Consider the following 25601-nt stretch of genomic DNA (forward strand, 5'->3'; position numbering starts at 1 on the left):
GCCCACCATTATGTTTGTGGGTTTTTTTGTATCTGAAAGTTAGTGTTATCGCAGTATTTATCATAATTATGCTAAGCTCTACGTCTATAGAGTACAATAATATCCGCGTTTTGCCTTATTATTCGTAAGCGACACTACCTTTTATTTCACTCTTTTTTACAGCTACGGCTGTAGAACCATGCTGCTATATACATAATAATAAAATTGCTTGGTGAGTCATAAAAGCACAGATAGACAGTAGACAGTCGTTTGATTATGAATAAATATGAAAAATAGCGCTGACGACGCCTTTAAAAATACATATCCACCCATTATATAATTCACTTAGCCTGATTAATAAGTGAATAGGAAGCGATAAACAGATTATGAAACTTTCTACCAAAGTGACAGAGTTAACCTCGATTATTGCCCCTGCCGTCGCTGCTTGTGACGTGGCATTATGGGGTGTAGAGTTCGTACCCCAAGGACAGCGTTCTTTGTTGCGTATCTATATTGAGTCATTGCCTGAAGAGCAAGCGCAAGATAAACATGTAACGATTGAAAACTGCGCAGCGGTGAATCACCAAGTCAGTGGTATTCTTGAGGTGCACGATCCTATTGCTGGCGAATTTATTTTAGAAGTGTCTTCACCTGGCTTTGATCGCGCATTTTTCTCTGATGAGCAAATGCATCACTATGTCGGTCAGACCGTCAGCCTACGTTTGATTCAAGCAATCGGTGAAGGCGATAAAAAACGTCGTAAAGTGACGGGTATCTTAAATAGTATCGATGCGACGAGCTTAACACTGACGACTACGGATAGTGAGCAGTTCAAAATTGATTTAAGCAATATTGATAAAGCCAATTTGATTTATGAAGATGCTTAGATTGATGCAGACTACTTAGTAGTCTATATAGAGTAGTACAGATAGACTATTCAAACTTTAAATAGCGTATGGCTTACTGTAGTAACATAGTGTCAATACGAAAATTATAAAATTTAAGCCAATTATAAAATGATAGGACAGGTATAGCATGAGTCGTGAAATCTTAACGGTAGTTGAAACCGTCAGTAATGAAAAAGGCTTAAATCCTGAAGACATCTTTGAAGCCATAGAAGACGCTTTAGTGGTCTCAACCAAGAAAAAAGTATACACCGAGCAGCCAGAAGTGGCGGTACGGGTAGCAATCAATCGTGAGACTGGTGACTATGATACTTACCGTTATTGGACGGTCGTGGCTGATGAAGATCATGAGATGCCAGCCTGTCAGCTTGCTATTACTGATTTAGATCAAGAAGAATGGTCAATTGGTGATATTAAAGAAGAGCAGATTGAGTCGATTGAATTTGGTCGTATTGCGGCCACTCAAGCTAAGCAAGTCATTATCCAAAAAATTCGTGAAGCTGAGCGTGCGCTCGTTGCCGATGCTTTTGAGCCACGCGTTGGCGAGATGATGTATGGCGAGGTAAAAAAACAAACACGCGATGGTTATATCATTGATCTAGGCGACAATGCTGAAGGGTATTTGGCACGTGATCAAATGCTGCCACGTGAGCAGCTACGTGTAAAATCACGCATTAACGCGATTTTATATCATGTGAATCGTGAGAACCGTGGGGCACAGTTATTATTATCACGCACGCATCCTGAAATGCTTTCTGCACTGATGCAAAAAGAAGTGCCTGAAATCGCTGAGCAAATCATTGAGATTCGTAACGTCGCTCGTTTGCCAGGTACTCGTGCTAAAATAGCAGTGAAAACCAACGATCATCGCATTGATCCAGTCGGTGCTTGTATTGGTATGCGTGGTACGCGTATTCAAGCAGTGCAGCAAGAGCTTGATGGCGAGCGTATTGATGTTGTGGTGTGGTCAGATGATCCAGCCCAATATATTATCAGTGCCCTTGAGCCTGCAGACGTAAGTAGTATTATTCTCGATGAAGATACTAAAACTGCTGATATCGTCTTTAGCACCAATGATCAGCTGGCGCGTGCTATTGGCTCACAAGGTCAAAATGTACGCTTAGCTTCTGAGCTGACGGGCTATAAGCTCAATATGATGTTGGAAGAAGAATACAAGCAGCGTCAAGAAAATGAATCAAAAGGCTTTATTGATTTGTTTTATGAGCGTCTAGAAGTCGATCGCGATTTGGCTCAAGCGCTCGTAGATATCGGTTTTAGCAGTATTGAAGAAGTCGCGTATGTGCCTGTTGACACTTTCTATGATATAGAAGGTTTAGACGATGACGCGATTGACATGATTCAAGAGCGTGCTAAAGAAGTGGTTATCGCTGATGAGCTGGTCAAACAACAAAATATGAAAGAGCCAAGTCAAGAGCTGCAAGATCTTGAAGGTATGACCGTCAGTTGGGCTTATAAAATGGCACAAAAAGATATCATTACCGTTGATGATTTGGCTGAACAAGCAGTATTTGATTTAGAAGATATCGAAGGCTTAGATGCTGAGACAGCAGGACAGCTGATTATGAAAGCGCGGGAATCTTGGTTCAATGAATAGCCGTTAACTGCATATCACTGTCTTTTGGTGATATGCTAGCGACAATAAAGTGGATATCATGGTGCACATATGACCCTGCTATCCACTTTAGCGCAATCATTGGTAGCCAATAATTGAATTGAACATATAGCAAACAATAGACAGTAGGTGATAATCAATGGCAGATAAGACCGTCAAAGAACTGGCAGATATGGTAGGCAAAGCCGCAACTGCTGTACAGCAGCAATTAGTGGATGCTGGGCTACCTGCTCGTAGTGAGGATGACTTAGTCACCGAACTTGAGCAAGAGAAGTTGGTGACGTATTTAAAACAAAGTCATGGCCAGCAAGAAAAACGCCGTATTAGCCTAAAATCTAAGACGACCAGTACTGCGCGCGTGACCGGCTCTTCAGGTAAATCAAAGAGCGTTAATGTTGAAGTGCGTAAAAAGAAAGTATTTGAAAAACCAGATCCCGAAAAAATGGCTGAAGAACTTGCTAACCGTGAACAGGCTCTGATTGAGTCGCAAGCACGTGCAGCAAAAGAAGCGGAAGAGCGTGCGACGACTAAGAAGAAAGCTGAAGAACGCCAAGCAGCAACCTTAGCGGCCATGCGTACCAGTCTCGGCTCAAGTAAAAGCTCTGATGGCAAAAGTGCTAAAGTTGCCAACTCTTCAGTAGTGGTCAAAAAAGGCGGTAAAAACACGCCTGTTGAGATCATTGTTAAAGAAAAAGAGAAAGAGAAGAAAAAAGTCGCCGCGACTAAGCCAAAAGTAGAAACTGCAGCTGAGCGTAAAGCGCGTGAAGTACGTGAGAAAGAAGAAAGTCGCCTACGTCAAATCGAAACAGAAACCCGTCGTACCCAAGCTGAAGAGGCGCAAAAGCGTACCCTTGAGCAAATGCGTAAAATGGCTGGTAAATATACCGATCAACCGACTACTGAAGTGCGTAAAGATGAGCCTTTGGCTGAAGGTTTAGTTGGTGATGCTTTAGAAGAATCGTTCGAGAAAGAGCGCCGCGAGATTAAGCGTGGAGCAAGCAGCACTGGTACTCGTGGTCGTCGTCGTAAGAACCAAGATGAGCGTGAAATGAAAAACCGTAACAGCGGTTTACGTTCGTCACAAGCGGCACAGCACAAGTTTGAAAAGCCAGTTGAAAAAATTATTTATGATGTTGAAATCAGTGAGCAAATCACCGTTTCAGACTTGGCACAACGTATGGCTGTTAAAGCCCGTGAAGTGACTAAGCTACTTATGAAAATGGGTGAGTTGGCAAGCGAGTCAGACAGCATTGATCAAGCGACTGCCAGTCTGCTTGTCGAAGAAATGGGTCACAACCCAGTATTAGTTAGTGATACTAAGGTTGAAGATGATCTTCATGATGCCGTTGATGAGCGTAGTAGTAACATCCAAGCGCGTCCGCCGGTAGTGACGATTATGGGTCACGTTGACCATGGTAAGACCTCTTTACTAGACAAGATTCGCGAAACCAAAGTCGCCACTGGCGAGGCTGGTGGTATTACTCAGCATATTGGTGCGTATCATGTGGAAACCGCACGTGGCGTTATTACCTTCCTTGATACCCCAGGTCACGCCGCCTTTAGTGCGATGCGTTCACGTGGTGCTCAAGCGACAGATATCGTGGTTCTAGTGGTTGCTGCTGATGATGGTATGATGCCGCAAACTGAAGAAGCAATTGATCACGCGCGTGCAGCGGGTACACCAATTATTGTTGCTATCAACAAAATGGATAAGCCAAGCGCTGATCCTGATCGTGTACTGAATGAGCTGACGGCTAAGCAAGTTATCTCAGAAGAATGGGGTGGCGACACACCAATGGCACGTATCTCAGCCAAAACTGGCGAAGGTATTGATCAGCTTTTAGAATATATCAGCTTAACAGCAGAGCTAATGGAATTAGAAGCGCCACTAGACGGTGCTGCGCAAGGTGTGGTCATTGAATCTAGACTTGAAAAAGGTCGTGGTCCTGTTGCTACTGTCTTGGTCAAAAAAGGCACGTTGAAGCAAGGCGACTTGGTATTAGCCGGCGAACATTATGGTAAAGTTCGTGCCATGATTGATGAGCATGGTAATCGTATTCAATCAGCCGGACCTTCTATTCCTGTTGAGATTTTAGGTTTACCTGAAACCCCAGCGTCTGGTAGTGAATTCTTAGTCGTTAGCGATGAGAAAAAAGCCCGTGAAGTGGCAGATTTCAGAGCCAACCGTGAGCGTGAGCAGCAACTTGACCGTCAGAACACCATGCGCTTAGAGAGTTTGTTTGAGCAGATGGAACAAGGTGATGTCTCATTCTTAAATATCGTTCTTAAAACCGATGTTCGTGGTTCATTAGAAGCCTTGCTTTCAGCCTTGAATGAATTATCGACTGATGAAGTCAAAGTTCGCGTCATCAGCTCAGGTGTCGGTCCGATTTCTGAATCTGACGTGACCCTTGCTGAATCTAGCGAAGCGGTATTGCTCGGCTTTAACGTTCGCGCAGATGCAACGGCGCGCCGTACAGCAGATGCTGCTGACATGGATATTCGTTATTACAGCGTTATCTATGGCTTGATTGATGATGTGAAAGCGGCAATGAGTGGTATGCTTGCGCCTGAACATCGTGAGAAGATTTTGGGTGTTGCTGACGTACGTGAAGTGTTCCGTTCTAGTAAGTTTGGTGCTGCTGCCGGTTGTATGGTGGTTGAAGGAACTATTTTCCGTAATAAGCCCATTCGTGTCCTACGTGATGACCAAGTTATCTTTACCGGTCAATTGCAGTCGCTACGTCGCTATAAAGAAGACGTTAACGAAGTGCGTACTGGCATGGAATGTGGTCTTGCTGTTCGTGGCTATGACGTTGAAGCCGGTGACAAAATTGAAGTGTTTGAGATTCAGCAGTTTGAGCGTACTATTTAAGTACACGATAAGCCTAACCAGCTGAGCATCTTTAGCATTGCTGACTGATATCGTGCTGTATTTAGGTCTAACAGGTTCATCCTGCTAGACCTTTTTTATTTATATAGCCCAAGCAATTTTTTTATAAAAAATAGGATAATAATATGAACCAACGCTTACAACGCTTAGCCGATCAGATTCAGCGCGAGCTTGCTGTTCTTATTCGTGATGCAGTGAATGATCCGCGCCTCACTGGTTTTGTGACCATCTCTAGTGTGAAAGTCAGCCCAGATTTGGGCTATGCAGAAGTTTATGTCACCATCATGGAGCCTGAGCTTAATGATGCCATGACCAAAGCCAATCATGAAGAGAGTGTCAAAGTACTCAACAAAGCTGCTGGATTCCTACGTACCGAGCTGAGCCATAGCTTAAAAACCCGTACCACTCCGCGTTTACGCTTTCATTATGATGAAGTCACCGCTCGTGGTAATTATATGATGGATTTGATTAGCCAAGCGGTTATCAAAACTGAGCAAAATGAAGCTGAAGCGCAAGAAACAGACCAGTAACAACCAGACCAGTAAAAAACAGAATAGTCAGAAACAGACGAGTCGTGACCACCATGTCTATATCGCCCAACCAAGCAAGTACACCGCAAGCAATGACAAAACAAGCAATGACAAAACAAGCAAGTAACAAGCCCGCCAGTAAAATAAAGGTTTCTGGGGTTATCTTAATTGATAAGCCAAAAGGTATGACCTCACAGCAAGTCGTCTCAAAAGTGAAGTACCTTTTTAAGTCACCTGTGCATGACAGCAAAAAAGCTGGTCATACTGGCACACTTGACCCGATGGCGACCGGACTCCTACCTATTTGCTTGGGGGAGGCAACCAAGTTCAGCCACTATCAGCTGGATGCCGATAAGTCCTATCAAGCGACGATATTACTGGGTCGGCAGACAGATACGGGCGATGCTGATGGACAGGTTACGCTTGAAGCGGCTATTCCAGTATTTGATGATGCACTGTTAAATACGATTGCTCAGCAGTTTTTAGGTACGCAGCAGCAAATTCCGCCCATGTATTCCGCCTTAAAAAAAGACGGTAAAAAGCTTTATGAATACGCGCGGGCTGGGATAGAGGTTGAGCGTGCGCCAAGAAATATTGTGCTTAAAGCGATTAGCTTGATAAAGATTGATGACGAGCAAATTCAGCTGACGGTCACCTGTACCAAAGGCACTTATGTCCGCGTTTTAGCAGAAGACATTGCCAAAGTATTAGGCACGTTAGGTCATTTAACAGCTTTACGTCGCTTGCAAGTCGGTGATTTTCTGCTTGAAGATGCCCTTACTTTGGCAGAGTTGGAGGCGCAAACACCAGATAGTCGTATGGCGCAATTGTTACCCGTAGATGCGTGCGTCAATATTGAATCTCAACTGATATTGACCGCCTTACAATGCGAACGTGTGCATCAAGGTCAGCGCCTCAACGTCTTTGAGCAGCTCACAGATGAATTACAACATTATATTTTAGAAAATGTTCAAAAGATGCAAAAAGAAGAAAAAGCTTCTGAGCCTCTGCAGAATGCAGATAACGACAGTGACGTTCAACCAGTGCCATCATTGGAGCATGAGCAAGCTGTCGATATTCGCCTGATAGATGAGCAAGGTCAGTTCATCGGCTTAGGGGCAGTGAGCCTGAATGGGCGTTTACAACCTAAGAAGCTGATTCAAAGATAGGGTGTTGATAGGTTAGCTAAAGCAACAACCATGTCGTGAGCTGACGATGCGCTTAGTGCTCATGCACCGCAGGATAATACTGATAAATCTAAATAAGGGCTATAACCGTTTTTAAATAAGCGGCTTTATAATCCTTAAACACGGTAATATTACCCTTGCCAACAGTCATTAAAAACGACTGAAAACTAAGGTGGAAAATTGCTGTTAGTTCAGCAGTTTTTTGCTATAATTGCGCCACGTCAAAACATCGTGTTTGCTTATCAGTAGGTCCACTCTAGTAATGCAGGGTTGTCCTGAATGATAGGCAAGCTATTTTATATATACTATTCTATCGTTCCATAATCGCTCAAATTTATTGAGTGCCTTTGGATCTTTTAGCATTGCCGGAGAAATCTATGTTAACTAATTCTGATCGTGAACAAATTATCGCCCAATATCAACGTGGCGAAAATGACACTGGTTCCCCTGAAGTTCAAGTGGCTCTATTAAGCGCACGTATTAATGATTTACAGAATCATTTTAAAGCACATAAAGCGGATCATCATAGCCGTCGCGGTTTAATCCGTATGGTTAATACGCGTCGTAAATTGCTTGATTACTTAAAAGGTAAAGATCTTGGTCGTTATACCACATTGATCAGCCAATTGGGTCTACGTCGTTAATTCAACGCCAGATACAAAGATAGCAGCAGTACAAAAACGGTGTGGAATAGTTTCACACCGTTTTTTTATGGTAATTAAGTAAGTATAAAGATGAAACGTGCGTACAAGGTAGTAAGCTACTAAGCGTACGAACGTGGCAGTGAGGGTAACGTGGCGGTGAGAATATAGTGAGAAAAAGTCATCTCTAGCCAATATTGCAATAAATTGGTCAATGGCTATAAATCACTGTAAAATAATGCACTGCGATTTTATATCGCCGTCGCTATATAACAGACGTTCAATAGATGTACACGTAGAAAAAAGAAAGCTAAGTCATATATGCCTGCCTTTAGCATGAATAAAAGCAGATCCACGCTTATATGACATCGAATTTGAAGTCGCACAAAGACAGTGGTATCACCGTAAAGTGTATGAATTTAAGCTTATTGAGAGCAGGTTTTGTAATGATACTGCTGGACAATCAAGCACTATAGCCAGAATTTATAACGATCAGTATCACACTATTTATATAGCTGATACGATCTTCGTCATTCAATATTAGGAAAAAAATTATATGACAAATCCGACAATGTTTAATACGATTAAACGTGAATTCCAATACGGCGACCAGCAAGTGGTTATCGAAACCGGTCGCATCGCACGCCAAGCCCATTCTATTTTAGTACACATGGGTGGCGTATCTGTACTTGTTGCCGCTGTTGTGAAATCTGATGCGAAAGAAGGTCAAAACTTTTTTCCATTAACGGTTAACTATCAAGAAAAAATGTATGCCGCTGGTAAAATCCCAGGTGCGTACGGCAAACGTGAAGGTCGTGCAAGTGAGTTTGAAACCTTAACGTCGCGTCTGATTGACCGTCCGATTCGTCCATTGTTCCCTGAAGGATATGTGAACGAAATCCAAATCACCGCAACGGTTGTGTCATCTGACAAAACTCAGTCAGCAGATATCGCTGCACTAATCGGTGCTTCAGCTGCGCTATCCATCTCTGATGCGCCATTCAATGGTCCTGTTGCCGCTGCGCGCGTTGGCTTTATCAACGGTGAATACGTTCTTAACCCAACGCTTGAACAGCTAAAAGAAAGTGACCTTGATTTGGTCGTAGCTGGTACAAAGTCTGCCGTATTGATGGTTGAATCTGAAGCGGCAGAGCTGTCAGAAGATCAAATGCTAGGTGCGGTATTATACGGTCATCAGCAGCAGCAAATCGTTATAGATAACATTGCGTCATTAGCCGCAGAAGTGGGCACTGCTAAGCAACAATATACTGCGCCTAAACGTGATGAAGCATTAGAGACTGGCATGAAAGAGCAGTTCGGTGCGCAAGTGTCTGACGCTTATACCATTACTGACAAGCAAGCCCGTTATGCGAAACTTGACGAAATCAAAGATGCGTCTATCGCAGCACTTGCTGGCGATGTTGAGTCAGAAGCTTATAGCAACAATGTTGCTGAGCTTAAAGAAATCTATAATGATTTAAAATATCGTACGGTTCGTGACAATATCTTGTCAGGCAAACCACGTATTGACGGTCGTGATTTAGAAACGGTTCGTGCCCTTGATGTACAAGTTGGCGTGTTGCCATTTACTCATGGTTCAGCGTTATTTACGCGTGGTGAAACCCAAGCCTTGGTAACGACTACCCTTGGTAACAGCCGTGATGTCAACATGATTGACTCGCTTGCTGGTACGATTCGGGACCATTTCATGTTGCATTATAACTTCCCGCATTTCTCAGTGGGCGAAACTGGTCGTGAAGGCGTACCTAAACGTCGCGAAATCGGTCACGGTCGCCTAGCGCGCCGCGGTGTACAAGCCATGCTGCCTGATAGCGAACGCTTCCCTTATGTGATCCGTGTGGTATCAGAGATTACTGAATCAAACGGTTCATCGTCTATGGCGTCAGTTTGTGGCGCAAGCTTAGCATTGATGGACGCGGGCGTACCAATGAAAGCACCCGTTGCTGGTATCGCCATGGGTTTGGTTAAAGAAGGCGAGCGCTTTGCGGTATTGTCTGACATCTTGGGTGATGAAGATCATCTTGGCGATATGGACTTTAAAGTTGCAGGTACTAAAGACGGTATTACTGCCCTACAAATGGACATTAAAATCGAAGGTATTACCCCTGATATCATGGAGCAAGCGCTCAAGCAAGCCCATGCTGGTCGTATCCATATTTTAGACGCTATGAATAAAGTACTGCCAGAGAGCCGTACTGAAATCAATGCGCATGCGCCTAACTATGCGGTTATTGCCATCAACCCAGACAAGATTCGTGACGTTATCGGTAAAGGCGGTGCAACTATCCGTCAGCTAACCGAAGAAACTGGTGCGGTTATTGATATCGATGATGCCGGTAACATTCGTATCTTTGGTGAAAATAAAGCCGCCACTAAAGCTGCTATTGGTAAAATTGAAGCTTTGACCGCTGAAGTTGAAGTGGGCAAAACCTATGAAGGTACGGTTGCTCGTATCGTTGACTTTGGTGCATTCATTAACGTCTTGCCAAATACTGATGGTCTCGTTCATATCTCACAAATCGCCGATGAGCGCGTAGAGAATGTGTCTGACTATCTAAAAGAAGGTCAAATCGTTAACGTATTGGTACAAGACGTCGATAACCGTGGTCGTATCAAATTGACCATGAAAGGTGTTGAGCAGAACTAAGTCTAATCACTGACATTCTTCTGAATTCATATCGTATTGTTTTCATATTATAAAAACCGCTTTGAGCATGGTCTCAAGGCGGTTTTTTTATGAGTTTGAAAAAGTGATAGTAAAATAAGCAAGTAAACAGCTTAAAAATTACTTGAGTGCTTAATCTATGTTAATGGCTATAAATTTGGGTAGGTGCAAATCAATACGTACCTTAGGCAAGTCTTGCAAATGCTGGGTAAATAATGGCAATATTTCAGAGTGCCAATCTAAAGCTTTAAAAGCAGATGAGCTGTCAATATTGAGGTGATTCGTGCTATCAGAGGGGCTATGGCCGTCATTATTCGGGGAAGTAGGCACGATAAATGGGCGCGTTAATACCGCTATTCTACGAACGCCTTGATCACGAATGAGCGGTAATAGCTGCTGTTGACATTCTATCAAGGCAGCACCCAGCCAGCGCAAGTGAGTCGCATGATAAGGGTGGTCAGAGATGACTAAATTCGCAATATAATTAGGCTGATTACTATTCGTACTGGCACTTAATCCCGCTTGTTCACGTTGGCGTTTATGTAACAGACAGCTACCAACTTTCAGACTACCATCGAGGCAGCGGCGGCGATAGCTTTGATAGTTGTCAGGGTATAGCGTTTTAGTACGCATTAGTACTGGGTCTAAAAGCGTACCGGCATTATTGACAGGCAGTACGAGAACTTGGGCGTTGCTGTTTAAAATAGGCTCATAGGTTTGGTGGATAACAGCCATAATGAATACTCTATAAGTCGATAGTGAATAGGAGATAAATAAAAAATTATGGCTGCGAGAGTATGATTTAGGCGTTCGCTTTTAATTTTTAGTTTTTAAACTTTACCGTACCACTTGTGCCCGTCATCATGGCATCGCGAGCAAGCTGATCTTCGAGATGATTTTTGGCACTAATCGCCTCAGGGTCAGGGCGATGTTCGGTATGACCACATTGGGTACATTCAATATATTCATCAGGAGCAGGTGATACAATATTTATTTGCACCACCGCATCCATTGCCGCACATTTAGGACAGCGAACCCCTGCTAAGAATTGGCGTTTTGGACGTTCAGATTGATAGCGCATCAGCTTACCTTACTGTTTAGGCTAGTGTTAGTCGCCTGCTCATGATGAAAACCACTATGGCGTAATAGGGCATCAATACTGGCACTGCGCCCACGGAAATTCTCAAAGTTAGTTTTAGCAGGTAAGCTGCCACCCACCGCTAAAATGGTCTCCCGAAAGGCGTTGCCGATAATAGGATTGAAGATACCTTCTTCTTCAAACTTACTAAAGGCATCAGCAGATAATAGTTCCGCCCATTTATAAGAATAATAACCGGCGGCATAACCGCCTGCAAAAATATGACTAAAGCCATTAGCAAAACGGTTATAGTCGGGCGTATCCATAATGGCAATATCACTGCGGACGCTATCTAAAGTCGCAATAATACCGGTATAATCCAGCACAGGCGTGTGCGCGTGAATTAATAAATCAAATAACGCGAACTCAATTTGACGTAGCGTTTGCATACCACTTTGGAAATTCTTAGCGGCAAGTAAGGCATCAAGCTTGTCTTTTGGCAACGGCTCACCAGTCTCAACATGGCTGCTAATCAGGGCAATACCTTCAGCATCCCACGCCCAATTTTCCATAAACTGACTGGGCAGTTCCACCGCATCCCACTCCACGCCATTCACCCCTGCCACATCACCAACGGTCACTTGCGTTAATAAATGATGCAGACCATGACCAAACTCATGGAATAAAGTAATGACTTCATCATGAGTCAATAGGCTCGGTTTGCCATCAAGCGCGGGGGTAAAGTTACCGACCATAAAGCAAACGGGTAGCTGTTGATAGTCTTGCTCGTCATGAACATAACGCGACTGAAAGCCACTCATCCACGCACCGCCACGTTTGCCATTACGAGCAAATAAATCGAAGTAAAAGCCACCAAGCAACGTATTATTGGCATCGAATAATTGATAAAAACGCACATCATCATGCCAGCGCGATACAGCGGTATGTTGACTGGTCACTACCTCTGTATCACGGTTATGCTGTTCGCGTACCGTGATGCCATATAGGCGCTTAACGATGGCAAATAGACCATCAATGACTTTTGGCAGTGGAAAATACGGACGAATTTCTTCTTGCGATAAGCTGAATTTGCTCTGCTTCACTTTTTCAGCGATATAAGCACTGTCCCAAGGCTGCAAGTCGCTAATATCATACTCTTTAGCTGTATCTTGTAATTGTGCTAAGTCTTGTTTGGCAGTCGGTGTGGCTTGCGTTGCCAGACTACGCAAAAAAGTCTCAACTTCGGCAACACTATCTGCCATCTTAGTGGACAGCGACATCTCCGCATAGTTGGCAAAGCCTAATAGCTGGGCTTTTTGTTCGCGCAGTTGTAAGATTTTCCCCATAATATTGGCATTATTAAGCGACTCACCTTTGGCATTGGTATGGGTATCAAATTCTGAAGCACGAGTCACATAAGCATGGTACAGCGTCTCACGCAGCTCGCGATTGTCCGCATAAGTCATCACTGCAATATAAACAGGAATATTTAAGGTTGCCACATAATAAGGCTGCGGCAAGGCATCGATTTCAGCTGGCGTCAGCGCGCCATTTTCTAATTCGTGGGCTTTATATTGCTCGCCTGCATCCGCTAATAATGCCAAGCCACTTTCGGTCAATCCTGCTAGTTGCTCAGGCTTTAACGGCAATGTATAAGATTGAGTGGCATCCAAGATATTATCTGAGAAGATTGCGGATAACGTCGATAGCTCACTTTGAATCGCCGCGAATTTATCCTGCTCAGCTTTTGGTAAGGCAACACCAGACAGCTCAAAGCTTTGTATTGCCAGTTCAATGGCGCGTCGTCGTGCTGGCTCAAGCTGTGCCAAAAACGCTGTATCATTCACAATGACTTGATAACGCATAAATAGCGGCTGATGTTGACCGACGCGTGTGCCATAAGCCGATAACTTAGGCAGCAACTCATGATGGAGATGGCGAATGTCATCATTACTCATCACGCTATTAAGGTGCGATAAAATACCCCAACTGCGATCTAACGCCAGATTAATATAGTCAAATTCGATAATATCCGCTAACGCTTGTTCCGCGCTTATTGGTTCTGCACTCATTTGTTCCGCGCTTACGTTGTCACCCGTTTTGATAGCAACCAGCTGATCTAAAAAAAGATTGGCGTTATCAATAGCGGCGGTTACTTCTGTCTGTAAGGTGCTAGGAGCGGTGTCGGCAAAGTCAACAAGGCGTAAATCTGGGGATAGAGTCGGCATAGAGATATCCAATGTTAAGAGGTGATTTATTTATAATCAAAAATTTATATCAGTGTTAATAATGATGGGACTCTTTTCCTAAGAATACAACCCAAGCCTGCCTCCGCCAATACTTTATTTAAAGTAAAACAGTTTTTAGGATTAAAGACTGGTTAAAAACTAATTTATAGTCAATGACGCCTAACTGTTTATACTAATGATGATTAATCGCGTTTTTGTTCACGTTACCAACCCAAAATTTTGTTTACAAACTAACCCTATAGCGAGCAGGAGGAACTTGCTAGGATTAAAGACGGTAAGCAAGCATAAAGATGAGCTTCAAATAAAATTCACTTTTACTATTATAGAATTAATGATAATAAAATAAGGAAAAGTATTTATGAAAGCGACACTCAAGAGTCTCCGTGAAACCAAAGCCAATCCAGCGGTCAGCATTTTTGTGAAGACCCATCGTGAGCATCCTGCAAACGACCAAGACCCTATTGCTCTGAAAAACCAATTAAAAATTGTTGAAGAACGTTTAACCAATGAGTTTGATAAACGTACCGCGACGACTATTTTGGATAAGATTCATGCTGAGACGAAAGAATATAATCATAAATACAATCTTGATACCTTAGCTATTTTCGCCAGTGTTGACGATGTACAGCTTATTCGTATGCCACTCGATACACCAGAACGTGTCGTCATCTCTAATCGTTTTGCAACGCGTGATTTAGTGCGTGATATGGCAAGTGCGGTACATTATTACACGGTCGTATTGACCCGTGATAAGGCGCGTCTCATCGAAGCGGCTAATGATCGCGTGGTGGCAGAATTCGATACAGACAATGCCAAGCAAAATAATATGGAAGGTATTCCGTTCCCGATTGATAATAATGGTCTTTATACCACAGGCGATGGCGGCTCTGACCGTTCAGCAAACAATGAGAACAGCTATCTTAAAGAGTTCTTTAATCAAGTGGATAAAAGCGTGCAAGAGCTGTGGGGCGAACATAAAATGCCACTGGTCATCGTCGGTGACGTCCGCAATATCAGCTACTATAAAGAAGTTTGTGACCGTCCAGAAAATATTATTGCCACGGTATCAAATTTGACTGAACTGGAAGATGGTAACGCGCAACGTATTATTGATGGTGTGCAAGACGCGGTAGAAGGCTATCGTACCTCATTACATGAAGCGGCTTTGGGCGAGATTGATAAAGCTCGCGGTGCCAATGCGTTAAGCACGGATTTACAAGACGTCTATCGTGCCGCCTTCCAAGGTGCTGGCGAGACTCTTTATGTCCGTCGTGGTTATATCCAAGCAGCTAAAGTCGATGAAGACGCTCAAACCCTAACGATGGCTGATGCTGCTGCCGACGGCGTGACGGATGATGCGGTAGGTTTAATCATTGAGCATGTCATCAATAACGGTGGTAAAGCCGTCTTTATGCCACAAGAAATGATGAGTGCAGACCAACCTATTGCTTTGGTCACCCGCTATTAATAGCGATTCATTTACGTCTGCATAATCTTGTAATCATACATAGATTAGTTATTTGCTAATAAAAAAAGCATTGGTTCAATATGAGCCAATGCTTTTTTATTATCTCGGCTTTAAGCTCAATGATTTATTAGGCGTTATATTATTTACTACATTGTTTTGGATAGTGATGGTTTATGATAGTGCAGCACTTAGCAAAACCACTCGGTAAAAACTATTACGCAAAAACCATTAAGCAAAAAATGTTATTGCTTAGCGAGTCTGAATAATGCTATTTATGCACATAATCGAGTTTACTTTTTGCCTTATGACTACAAAAATATGAAAAATAAAAACACCTTTATCCTGACCAGCTATAACATTCATAAAGGCATGTCGCCACTGAATCGCCAAGTGAAAATGCAAGGTATCGCCCAAGCATTAGAGACTGTGGGTTCAGATATCTTGTGTCTGCAAGAAGTACAGGGGCAGAATCTTAAGCGTAATCTGCAATATAACGAGTATCCCGATCAGTCGCAGCACGAGTGGTTCGGTGAGTTTTTACATCTGCAAAATAGCTATGGCAAAAATTCAGAATATGACAATGGGCATCATGGCAATGCCGTACTTAGCCGCTTTCCACTGGATCCCAAGCATAATGTCAATATCACGGTCAATAAGCTGGAGCAGCGCGGGGTCTTGCATTGTGAAGTGCATCCGGTCGGATGGGATATGCCCGTGGTGGTGTTATGCGCGCATTTGAATCTGTTTGAGCACGATCGTATCAAGCAGTACCAAGCGATTAGTGATTATGTGCGTGATGAGATTAGCCCTGAACAGCCGTTGATTTTAGCAGGTGATTTTAACGATTGGAAAAAAATGTCCTGTGACCGGCTGGCAAGCAGTCTTGGTATGACGGAAGCCTTTAAACATTGTCATGGTAAGCTGTCAGCGACATTTCCAGCAAAGCTGCCGGTACTGAGTTTGGATCGTATTTACGTGCGCAATTTGTCAATCAAGCGCGCGTGGGTACATAGCGGTAAGCCATGGTCGAAACTATCAGATCATCTGCCGATTAGCGCAGAGTTAGGCTTAATATAATATTTGTTGCTGATATCGATATACCGGGCAAAATATTTTGGCACTATAAATTTTTAACAGCAATTTAAAATAAAAATATAAGGATGTTTGATAATGTCTCATACTGTTGATAAACCGTATTCTAATAATCAACATGCCGTTGTTATTCGCGAGTTTGGCGAACCAGAAGTGATGCAATATCAAGCGGGCGTTGCCGTTCCTGAACTTGGTGTAGAACAAGTCTTAGTTAAAGTGGCTTATGCCGGTATCAATCCGGTCGATTATAAAACCCGTCAAGGTAAAGGCTGGGGCGCGGATAAAATTCGTAATGATAAATTCAATAACGATAAGCCTGCAATTTTAGGTTTTGATGTGGCAGGTGAAGTGGTTGCCAGCCGTAGTGACAAATTTGCAAGTGGCGATAAGGTCGCGGCATTAACTTTTGATGGCAGCTGCTACGCTGAATACGTGGCGGTTGATGCCAACTTGCTCGCCATTGTGTCGGACAACGTGACGCTAAAACAAGCAGGCGCGCTGCCATGTGCTGGTCAAACTGCATTACAGTTTCTAGCGTTTGCGGATATTAAAGCGGGCGAGTATGTGGTGATGAACGCGCCCGCAGGCGGTGTGGGGCATTTACTCATTCAGCTGCTCATGGATAAAGTTGCACAAGATAATATCAAGTTGACCATCATTTGCTCTCCCGAAAAGTACGCCAAATTAGATAGCTTAATTGATACATCACAGCTAACAGGCTGGATTGACTATACCAAAGATAAAGTATTTCCTGACTTACAAGCCGACGTACTATTAGATTTGGTTGGTGATGATGCAGGCGTGCAAGCGCTGAATACGCTAAAATCGGGCGCGCGCGTCTGTGTGCTGCCGACCATTTGGGTCGATAAATTAAAAGAAGCAGGAAGTGATAAAAATTTGAGCGTGGGCGGTTATGCGGTTAAACCCAATGGGGCAGATATGGAACAAGTGCTACAGCAGGTGGCCGATGGTAAATTAACGTTAAAAGTACCGCAAAGCTATCCCTTGTCTGACGTGATAGCCGCTCATCATGAACTAGAAAAAGGCGATACCTTTGGTAAAATAGTTTTAGCAGTATCAGCATAACTAAGATTAAAAAATTAAGATTAAAGAATCAGAATTTAAAAATAAAGATTAAAAAGGGCAGTGGTAATGAGTAAGCCATACGATGACTAAGCTGCAGATTTTTACGTTGTGTGCGTGGGTATTGTACGTGCCCTATTACTTTATCATGCAGCAATGGGCGCAAGGCATGATTGCACCCATTCGCATTGATTTATTGTTTATTTATCCGATGTTGGCACTATTGACTATCGCCGTTGTGATTCAGTGGTTACGAAAAAAATATCACCAACGGCAAAGATAGTGTAACTCTTATCTTTGATAGTTATAGCGTTAGTATGCGTCGAAAGGTAAGACTAATACGTCCCTCGGTTACTTTTTTAGTTTTTGGGATACTGTGTTTCCAAAAGGTCTGCGTATCGCCACGCATGACAATCAGCTGACCGGACTCAAGATTAAGCGCCACTTTATCTTGAGTTTTTTTATGCTTAAACACAAACTTACGCGTCGCACCAAGCGATAAAGACGCAATAAGCGGCTGCGCGCCAAGCTCCGGCTCATCATCGGCATGATAGCCCATACCATCGTCACCTGACGGATAATAATTGAGCAAGCACGAGTTAAAACTCGCCTCAATGCCAATATCTGACAACTGCTGCTCAACATGCTGTTTGATAGACAATATAGTATTTGTCCAAGGTATGGTTTGCCGCACATGACCTGCATACCGATAGTCAATACCCTCGTCGCCCATCCACACGATTTGCCGCGTGGTGGTATGCGTTTTACCACATAACGTGACGACATCCGCTTGCCAAGGTAGCTCGGTCACTAGGTTATAAAATAAAGGGCTGGGATAATCGATAACTAGCCCTAAGTCATGAACTTGACCGTCATAAGGCAATATATTATCCATGGGTGCAGGGGAGAAAAGATCCGTCATAGCGCTATTTATTTACCGTTTTGATAATGGTTGTTGATGACTTGAGCGCAGATTTCAGGCGCTTCTATGGGTAGAAGATGTCCATATTCTGGCAAGGATATGATGTGTTCATTAGGAATGAATTTCGCCCAATTTTTTCTGACTTTATCGCTGATAAATAACGTGGGTTTGCCCGTAATAAGGGTATAAGGGCAGCGTAATTGTTTCAGCGCCTCATCAATATAAGGTGTACCAAAATAATTCGCAAGTTCTTGCTCAGGGCTAAATATTAACTGATAGCTGCCATCTGCCCGCTGCTCCAAGCTATTTTCAGCGAACATTTGCAGATGCTCGTCACTGATACGACGATAAGCACGTTGCATACGCAGATGCTCATAAAATTCTGCGACGCTTGCCCAAGTGGATTGCTTGGTTAACGTACTTTTAAAGGGTTCGCGTCTGAGCTTTAGCACACGCGGCGTTAAATTATACAGTCGTGTTTGCGCCTTAGTAAATGTCACTGGCTCTATTAAATATAATTGAGAAAATAAATCGGGACGCTTTGCTGCGGCGATAGCGGTAGCGGTTGCACCCTGTGAATGACCCATACCAATAATAGGCGCGTCTTGCGTTTTTTCTAGAAACTCAATCAACATGTTAGCGTCTTGCGCGCGGGTTAAGCGACGACTGGTCGGTTTATCATACCAATAGCCGCGCATCGCCAATGCACTCAAGTTAAAATTGCCTGCAAGCTCGGTTAAGAATGGGACATAAGCGCCGACCGTAAAACCGTTACCACCATAAAAATGCGCCGGTGGGCGCAATTTATCACTATTTTTTACCAAAGCATTAAGCTGACTTAATGCATAATAGCGTGCCTTTTTTTCATTTATCGTGATGCTTTTTGCAAAGGCTTCCATAGGCTTACCTGTCTTGATTAAAGGAAATTAGCTGTCTTCGCCTAAGAAACCACCACTTTGACGATGCCATAAACGCGCATAAACACCGTGTAATGCGAGTAATTCGTCATGACTGCCTTGCTCAATAATACGTCCTTTATCCATGACGACCAGTCTATCGAGGGCGGCAATCGTAGATAAACGGTGGGCAATAGCAATCACGGTTTTGCCAGTCATAATATCGTTTAGGCTTTCAGTAATGGCAAATTCAATTTCAGAATCAAGGGCACTGGTCGCTTCATCCAATAATAAAATCGGCGCATTTTTTAGCATCACCCGCGAGATGGCAATGCGTTGACGCTGACCACCTGATAATTTGACCCCACGTTCACCGACTTGGGTATCCAGTCCCGTATTGCCTTTATCATCGTATAAATCTTTGATAAAGTCCCATGCTTGGGCTTGTTTTGCCGCGGTAATAATTTCCTCATCACTGGCATCAGGACGACCATAAGCGATATTTTCGCGTACCGTACGATGCAGTAATGACGTATCTTGAGTCACCATACCGATTTGCTGACGTAATGACTCTTGGGTAACCTCATCAATCGCTTGCCCATCAATAAAAATTTGACCGCTATCAACATCAAAAAAGCGCAGTAGCAAATTAACTAAGGTAGATTTACCGGCACCTGAACGCCCAACCAGACCAATTTTTTCACCGGCTTTGATATCTAAATGAAAATCGTCTAATAACTTCACCCGCGCGGCAGGCATAGGATTGACCTCATCAATATAATCGCCTTCGATCTCATCAACAATCTCATCACTCTCGTAACTGAAATCAACATGATCAAAGACAATCTGTCCGGCAGTCACAGTCAATGTCTGCGCATTGGGCTGATCCACGACAGTTTGCGGCGCGGATAAGGTGCGCATACCATCTTGTACCGTACCGATACTCTCAAATAGGCTGGCGGTTTGCCACATAATCATTTTGGTAAGACCGTTTAACCGTAACGCCATGGCGGTCGCTGCGGCAATCGCGCCCACACCGATTGTGCCATGTTGCCAGAGATACAAGCCAATACCAGCAGTCGTACCAAGCAAAATAACGCTGATGGTATGATTGACGATTTCGAGTTGCGAGACCCAGCGCATTTGCGAATGTACCGTGCTTAAAAACTGCCCCATCGCATCTTTAGCATAGCTCAGCTCACGACGTGAATGGCTAAATAGCTTGACCGTCATAATATTGGCATAGGCATCGGTGATACGACCAACCATCAATGCACGGGCATCAGCCTGCACAATGGCGGTATGTTTGAGCTTAGGAATAAAAAACCACATGCTCAAACCAAACAGGACAAACCAAATCACAAATGGGATTAATAATAAAACGTCTAAATTAAATAAAATAACGCCAGTAGTAATAAAGTAGACCAAGACATACAGCAGCATATCCGTGACCGTCATCACCGTATCACGTACCGCCAGCGCCGTTTGCATGACCTTAGCAGAGACACGACCAGAGAACTCGTCCTGATAAAACTGCATGGATTGACCCAGCATGCGCTGATGGAAACGCCAGCGCATCTGCATCGGAAACACGCCCTGAATCGACTGAAAGCGAATCAACGAGGATAAGGTAATCCAAAAGGGGCTGATAATCAGCACGGCTAGCATTAATAGTAGTATGTCGCCTTTTTCGGTCCATAAATTCTGCGGGGTATAAGTACCTAGCCAGTCAACGATATTACCAATCCATGCAAACAGCATCGCCTCATAGATACCGATACCAGCGGACAAAATCATAAATAGCAGTAGCCAACCGCGCAAGCCCTCGGTACACGCCCACAAGAACTTAATCAGTCCATCACGGGGCAAAGGCATAGGGGTATCAGGGAAAGCGGATAGGCGAGATTCAAAAAAGCGAAATAGAGCGTTCATAGGCGGTAGCAATAATTAATTCAATAGCAATACGTCAGGACCAACGCTATTTAGCGTTATCCTGCGTCGTTACTTATGTTAGTAAAATAGCACACTATTTTAGCAAAACTTCGCAATCACCCCTGCATGGTAATTGTAATTTGAACGCATCAGGCATTTTTTCATCATATAAAGTAATGCTAAAAATAGTTTGCTGACAGTGACGTATGTGGTTACATTCTAAGCTGTCTTAAATAGGCAATATGCTTAATCGCTTTATATTCCATATATAACAATAAAAAAGGTCTTCATTTATGCTGTATCTCATCATTGCCGTGCTGTGTAGCGTTGCGGTTTCTGTGCTGCTTAAAGTGTTACGGCAACAAGGGTTGGATATTCGCCAAACCATCGTTGCGGGTTATCCCGTTGCATTTTTGCTGACTTGGCTTTTACTCAAGCCTGATATCAGTGGCATAAATGCACTTGGCGGGGCATGGGCAATTATTATTGCGCTTGGTATTTTGTTGCCAGCCGTTTTTGTGATTTTGGGTCGTGCGATTGAAGCAGTCGGCATGGTAGCCACTGATGCTGCTCAAAGATTGTCGTTGATTATTCCTATTATCGCTGCTTTTTTATTATTTGGAGAAGTGCTCACCGGAACGCGCGTTTTTGGTTTATTGCTTGGATTTTTGGCATTGGGTGCGCTCATTTATCGTCCGCAGCAGGGTGAGGTTAGCAAACAAGCCAAACATACACCGCTGTGGTTATTTGGTGTCTGGGCAGGTTATGGCATTATTGATATTTTATTTAAACAAGTTGCCAAGCAAGGTGCGGCTTTTCCACTGACATTATTTATTAGTTTTGGCTGTGCCGGTTTGTTGTTATTGATTTATTTGCTGATTATTCGGGTACGCTGGCAAGGTCGAGCATTAGCAGCTGGCTTATTATTAGGTGCGCTAAATGTAGGTAATATTTATGCTTATATTCGTGCTCATCAAGTGTTATCTGACTCACCAAGTATCGTCTTTACCGGTATGAATGTCGGCGTGATTGCCGTCGCCACGCTCATTGGTGTTGGAGTATTTAAAGAAGCGCTGAACCGCGTTAATATGCTCGGGCTAGTATTAGCGATTGCCTGTGTGGCAGTGTTATTCTTGGCGTAAACATGATTATAATTGACTATTGTTTATTAATATTTTATTTTAAACACCTTTTTATTTGGCTAAATTAGGCACATCGCGCGACCTATGATAAGGTTAACTCAACACGGTGAGGCGATTATCAATGGATTGCCAATCGTTTAGCCCTGTCATACTTGACCTTGATAACTAAAAATAGGATGCTCGTTCCATGGAATACCAAAAGCAATTACAACGTATCAAAAATGGTTCAGGATTTATCGCGGCACTTGACCAAAGTGGCGGCAGCACGCCAAAAGCCTTAGAGAATTATGGGGTTATGGGTGATGCCTATGACAATGATGAAGCCATGTTTGACCAAGTGCATGAGATGCGCGCGCGTATCATGACGTGCGGCTGCTTTGATAATGAGCGTGTGCTTGGCGCTATTTTGTTCGAAGATACCATGGAGCGTGAGGTGAATGAAAAGCCAACTGCCAATTATCTATGGGAAGACAAGCAAATTGTCCCATTTTTAAAGGTCGATAAAGGCTTAGCAGAACGTATGAATGGCGTTCAAGTCATGCGCCTGATGCCAAATCTAGACCTCTTATTGGATAAGGCGAAAACCTATCCAGTATTTGGGACTAAAATGCGCTCTGTGATTTATGAGCCAAACGTTGACGGCATTGAGTTGGTCGTTCAGCAGCAATTTGATGTGGCAAAGCAAATTATCTCAAAAGGTCTAATGCCAATCGTTGAGCCAGAAGTAGATATCAATAGTGAGAAAAAGCATGACTGTGAGCTGATTCTTAAAACCAGTATTTTACATAATCTTGAGCGCTTAAATGATGAACAGCAAGTGATGCTCAAGCTGACCTTGCCTGAAGAAGCAGGATTCTATCAAGAGCTGATTGACCATCCAAAAGTATTAAAAGTAGTGGCATTATCGGGTGGCTATAGTCGCACGGATGCTTGTGCAAAACTTAAGCAAAATCCGGGTATGATTGCCAGCTTCTCACGTGCCTTTACCGAAGGACTTAGCAAACAACAAAGCGATCAAGAATTTGCCGATACCATTAATACTTCGATTGATGAAATTTATCAAGCATCTAAAGTATAGGTTTAAAAGTTAACCCGCTTATATAAAAAAGCCCTGTTACTTAAATAGCAGGGCTTTTTTTATTTCAAAATAATGTGCTATTCATTAACTTAGCCTACGCCTCTTTACTCTTCAGTCCCGCTGCATATTCACGCACGTTTTGGGTAATTTTCATGGAGCAAAATTTCGGACCACACATCGAGCAAAAGTGTGCGGATTTGTGTGCGTCTTTAGGTAGCGTTTCGTCATGGAATTCGCGCGCAGTATCAGGGTCGAGTGCCAGATTGAACTGGTCATCCCAGCGGAATTCAAAACGAGCTTTTGATAAGGCATTATCACGTGCTTGCGCACCCGGATGACCTTTGGCCAAATCAGCAGCGTGGGCGGCGATTTTATAAGTGATGATACCGTCTTTAACATCCTTTTTATTCGGCAGACCTAAATGCTCTTTTGGGGTCACATAACACAGCATCGCCGTACCAAACCAGCCAATCATTGCCGCACCAATCGCACTGGTAATATGGTCGTAACCCGGTGCGATATCAGTGGTCAAAGGTCCTAATGTATAAAAAGGCGCATCGGCACAAACCTCTAACTGCAAGTCCATATTTTCTTTAATACGGTTCATTGCCACGTGACCGGGACCTTCAATCATGACCTGTACATCATGCTTCCACGCCACTTTGGTCAATTCGCCAAGGGTACGCAGTTCACCAAATTGCGCCTCGTCATTGGCATCTTGCAAGCAGCCCGGACGTAAGCCATCGCCTAAGCTAAATGCCACGTCATACTGCTTCATGATTTCGCAGATATCTTCAAAGTGGGTATATAAAAAGCTCTCTTTATTATGAAACATGCACCACTGCGCCATGATGGAGCCACCACGGGAGACGATACCGGTCAAGCGTCCAGCAGTAAGCGGCACATAGCGCAATAATACGCCTGCATGAATGGTGAAATAATCAACGCCTTGTTCAGCCTGCTCAATCAAGGTATCACGGAATATTTCCCACGTTAAATCTTCCGCCACACCATCAACTTTTTCAAGTGCTTGGTAAATAGGTACGGTGCCGATTGGTACTGGCGAGTTACGAATTAGCCATTCACGGGTTTCATGAATATGGTTACCGGTGGATAAATCCATGATGTTATCCGCACCCCAACGCGTCGCCCACGTCATTTTGGATACTTCCTCATCAATAGAAGAACCCAGCGCAGAGTTACCGATATTGGCGTTAATCTTCACTAAAAAATTACGCCCGATAATCATCGGCTCAGATTCAGGATGGTTAATATTATTCGGAATAATGGCGCGACCGGCAGCTACTTCACTGCGGACAAATTCAGGGGTAATAATCGCTGGCGTGTGTGCGCCAAATGTTTCACCTTCATGCTGACGCATATCAGTCAAGGCGTGCTGTTTTTGAGTTTCGCGTATGGCGATATATTCCATTTCTGGGGTAATAATACCTTGGCGGGCATAGTGCAGTTGGGTGACGTTTTGACCTGCCTTGGCACGGCGCGGCTTATCAATATGAGCAAAGCGTAAGTTAGCGGTACTGATATCACGCGCGCGCGCTAGACCGTATGAACTGGATAAACCAGCGAGCTGTTCGGTATCACCACGCTCTTTAATCCAATCTTCACGTAATTTTGGCAAACCTTTAGTCAAATCGATTGTGGCATTGGGGTCAGTATAAACGCCTGAGGTGTCATAGACGTAAAACGGCGGGTTTTGTTCCCACTCGGACTCGGACACACCTTGAATAGGGGTAGGGTCAAGGGTAATTTCGCGCATCGGCACTTGAATATCAGGGCGTGAGCCTTCTATATAAACTTTGCGAGAGGCAGGTAAAATACGATGTAAATCGCGCGCGTCTTCTTCAAAACGGGCGTCGGTTTCGCTACGATGGGCAGGAGTTTTTAGCGCGTCGGCTTTAGTCGTCGCTTTTGATGGGGTATAGGTGGTGGCTTGTGAGCCAACATTTGAAATAGTCATATGCTGTCCTAGCGTGTTGTCCAATGGTAAAGGCAACACCGCCAGAAGCTGCGGGGCAAGACTATCTTATAATGATAAATTCAAGCACAAAATAAATGCCTATCAACATAAATCTTGATAAGTCATCTATAAAGGATTGGTGGGCGTCATTTTTATTTATTGGCATACCGCACTATCAACAGCAATATTGAGCGCTGCTAAAAGCGGGCAATAATAAAAAGGCATTTCT

20 protein-coding genes are annotated in these 25601 nt (G+C 43.6%); 13 read left to right on the forward strand and 7 right to left on the reverse strand.

What is annotated here, in order from left to right; genetic code table 11:
• Window positions 1–365 precede the first annotated feature (365 nt).
• The 7 genes from rimP to pnp all read left to right on the forward strand — a co-directional run bounded on the left by rimP (window position 366) and on the right by pnp (window position 10436).
• Window positions 366–866, forward strand: coding sequence for a ribosome maturation factor RimP (gene rimP, locus AOC03_RS06795; RefSeq protein ID WP_062534462.1), 501 nt, complete (start codon window positions 366–368; stop codon window positions 864–866).
• Between the two features lie 148 nt (window positions 867–1014).
• Window positions 1015–2499: a transcription termination factor NusA gene (nusA, locus tag AOC03_RS06800; RefSeq protein ID WP_062534463.1), complete on the forward strand. Its 1485-nt coding sequence runs from the start codon at window positions 1015–1017 to the stop codon at window positions 2497–2499.
• Between the two features lie 157 nt (window positions 2500–2656).
• Window positions 2657–5392 carry a translation initiation factor IF-2 gene (gene infB, locus AOC03_RS06805; RefSeq protein ID WP_062534466.1) on the forward strand — a complete coding sequence of 912 codons (2736 nt, stop codon included), beginning with the start codon at window positions 2657–2659 and terminating at the stop codon, window positions 5390–5392.
• A 143-nt stretch (window positions 5393–5535) separates the two neighbouring features.
• Window positions 5536–5940 carry a ribosome-binding factor A gene (locus tag AOC03_RS06810; protein ID WP_062534468.1) on the forward strand — a complete coding sequence of 135 codons (405 nt, stop codon included), beginning with the start codon at window positions 5536–5538 and terminating at the stop codon, window positions 5938–5940.
• Between the two features lie 92 nt (window positions 5941–6032).
• A complete protein-coding gene (gene truB / locus AOC03_RS06815; protein WP_062536574.1) occupies window positions 6033–7109 on the forward strand; it encodes a tRNA pseudouridine(55) synthase TruB in 1077 nt (358 codons plus the stop codon).
• 395 nt (window positions 7110–7504) lie between these two features.
• A complete protein-coding gene (gene rpsO, locus AOC03_RS06820; RefSeq protein ID WP_062534470.1) occupies window positions 7505–7771 on the forward strand; it encodes a 30S ribosomal protein S15 in 267 nt (88 codons plus the stop codon).
• 568 nt (window positions 7772–8339) lie between these two features.
• On the forward strand, window positions 8340–10436 hold the full coding sequence (gene pnp / locus AOC03_RS06825) for a polyribonucleotide nucleotidyltransferase (RefSeq protein WP_062536576.1): 2097 nt from the start codon (window positions 8340–8342) through the stop codon (window positions 10434–10436).
• Window positions 10437–10586: 150 nt separating this feature from the next.
• Here pnp and AOC03_RS06830 read toward each other — a convergent pair whose 3' ends face one another.
• From AOC03_RS06830 to AOC03_RS06840, 3 genes are all read right to left on the reverse strand, one after another.
• A complete protein-coding gene (locus AOC03_RS06830; RefSeq protein WP_062534472.1) occupies window positions 10587–11189 on the reverse strand; it encodes a hypothetical protein in 603 nt (200 codons plus the stop codon).
• Window positions 11190–11277: 88 nt separating this feature from the next.
• Window positions 11278–11535: a YheV family putative metal-binding protein gene (locus AOC03_RS06835; RefSeq protein WP_062534473.1), complete on the reverse strand. Its 258-nt coding sequence runs from the start codon at window positions 11533–11535 to the stop codon at window positions 11278–11280.
• Window positions 11535–13760: a M3 family metallopeptidase gene (locus AOC03_RS06840; RefSeq protein WP_062534476.1), complete on the reverse strand. Its 2226-nt coding sequence runs from the start codon at window positions 13758–13760 to the stop codon at window positions 11535–11537. The genes AOC03_RS06835 and AOC03_RS06840 overlap by 1 nt, the downstream gene beginning before the upstream one ends.
• A 379-nt stretch (window positions 13761–14139) precedes the next feature.
• On the opposite strand from AOC03_RS06840, the gene AOC03_RS06845 reads away from it, so the two are divergent.
• The 4 genes from AOC03_RS06845 to AOC03_RS06860 all read left to right on the forward strand — a co-directional run bounded on the left by AOC03_RS06845 (window position 14140) and on the right by AOC03_RS06860 (window position 17707).
• On the forward strand, window positions 14140–15249 hold the full coding sequence (locus AOC03_RS06845) for a hypothetical protein (protein ID WP_062534478.1): 1110 nt from the start codon (window positions 14140–14142) through the stop codon (window positions 15247–15249).
• Window positions 15250–15567: 318 nt separating this feature from the next.
• Window positions 15568–16326 (forward strand): endonuclease/exonuclease/phosphatase family protein, encoded by a 759-nt coding sequence (locus AOC03_RS06850; RefSeq protein WP_062534480.1) that lies wholly within the window; start codon window positions 15568–15570, stop codon window positions 16324–16326.
• 93 nt (window positions 16327–16419) lie between these two features.
• Window positions 16420–17427 carry an NADP-dependent oxidoreductase gene (locus AOC03_RS06855; RefSeq protein WP_062534482.1) on the forward strand — a complete coding sequence of 336 codons (1008 nt, stop codon included), beginning with the start codon at window positions 16420–16422 and terminating at the stop codon, window positions 17425–17427.
• An 82-nt stretch (window positions 17428–17509) separates the two neighbouring features.
• Window positions 17510–17707, forward strand: a complete 198-nt coding sequence (locus AOC03_RS06860) for a hypothetical protein (RefSeq protein ID WP_062534484.1) — start codon at window positions 17510–17512, stop codon at window positions 17705–17707.
• A 21-nt stretch (window positions 17708–17728) separates the two neighbouring features.
• Here AOC03_RS06860 and AOC03_RS06865 read toward each other — a convergent pair whose 3' ends face one another.
• Genes AOC03_RS06865 through AOC03_RS06875 form a run of 3 tightly spaced genes read right to left on the reverse strand, consistent with a single transcriptional unit; the run spans window position 17729 to window position 21174 of the window.
• A complete protein-coding gene (locus tag AOC03_RS06865; RefSeq protein ID WP_062534487.1) occupies window positions 17729–18346 on the reverse strand; it encodes an alpha-ketoglutarate-dependent dioxygenase AlkB family protein in 618 nt (205 codons plus the stop codon).
• 8 nt (window positions 18347–18354) lie between these two features.
• Window positions 18355–19245 (reverse strand): alpha/beta fold hydrolase, encoded by an 891-nt coding sequence (locus AOC03_RS06870; RefSeq protein WP_062534488.1) that lies wholly within the window; start codon window positions 19243–19245, stop codon window positions 18355–18357.
• 27 nt (window positions 19246–19272) lie between these two features.
• Window positions 19273–21174: an ABC transporter ATP-binding protein gene (locus tag AOC03_RS06875; RefSeq protein WP_062534490.1), complete on the reverse strand. Its 1902-nt coding sequence runs from the start codon at window positions 21172–21174 to the stop codon at window positions 19273–19275.
• A gap of 293 nt (window positions 21175–21467) precedes the next feature.
• Between AOC03_RS06875 and AOC03_RS06880 the strand changes: the two genes are divergently transcribed.
• The gene (locus tag AOC03_RS06880) at window positions 21468–22316 is read left to right on the forward strand and encodes a hypothetical protein (RefSeq protein WP_062534492.1); all 849 of its coding nucleotides are present in this window, start codon (window positions 21468–21470) and stop codon (window positions 22314–22316) included.
• 187 nt (window positions 22317–22503) lie between these two features.
• A complete protein-coding gene (locus tag AOC03_RS06885) occupies window positions 22504–23394 on the forward strand; it encodes a fructose bisphosphate aldolase (protein ID WP_062534494.1) in 891 nt (296 codons plus the stop codon).
• 94 nt (window positions 23395–23488) lie between these two features.
• Here AOC03_RS06885 and thiC read toward each other — a convergent pair whose 3' ends face one another.
• Complete coding sequence (thiC, locus tag AOC03_RS06890) at window positions 23489–25372, reverse strand: phosphomethylpyrimidine synthase ThiC (RefSeq protein WP_062534496.1); 1884 nt, start codon at window positions 25370–25372, stop codon at window positions 23489–23491.
• Window positions 25373–25601 lie beyond the last annotated feature (229 nt).

Source organism: Psychrobacter urativorans (genome assembly GCF_001298525.1).
Lineage (GTDB): Bacteria > Pseudomonadota > Gammaproteobacteria > Pseudomonadales > Moraxellaceae > Psychrobacter > Psychrobacter urativorans_A.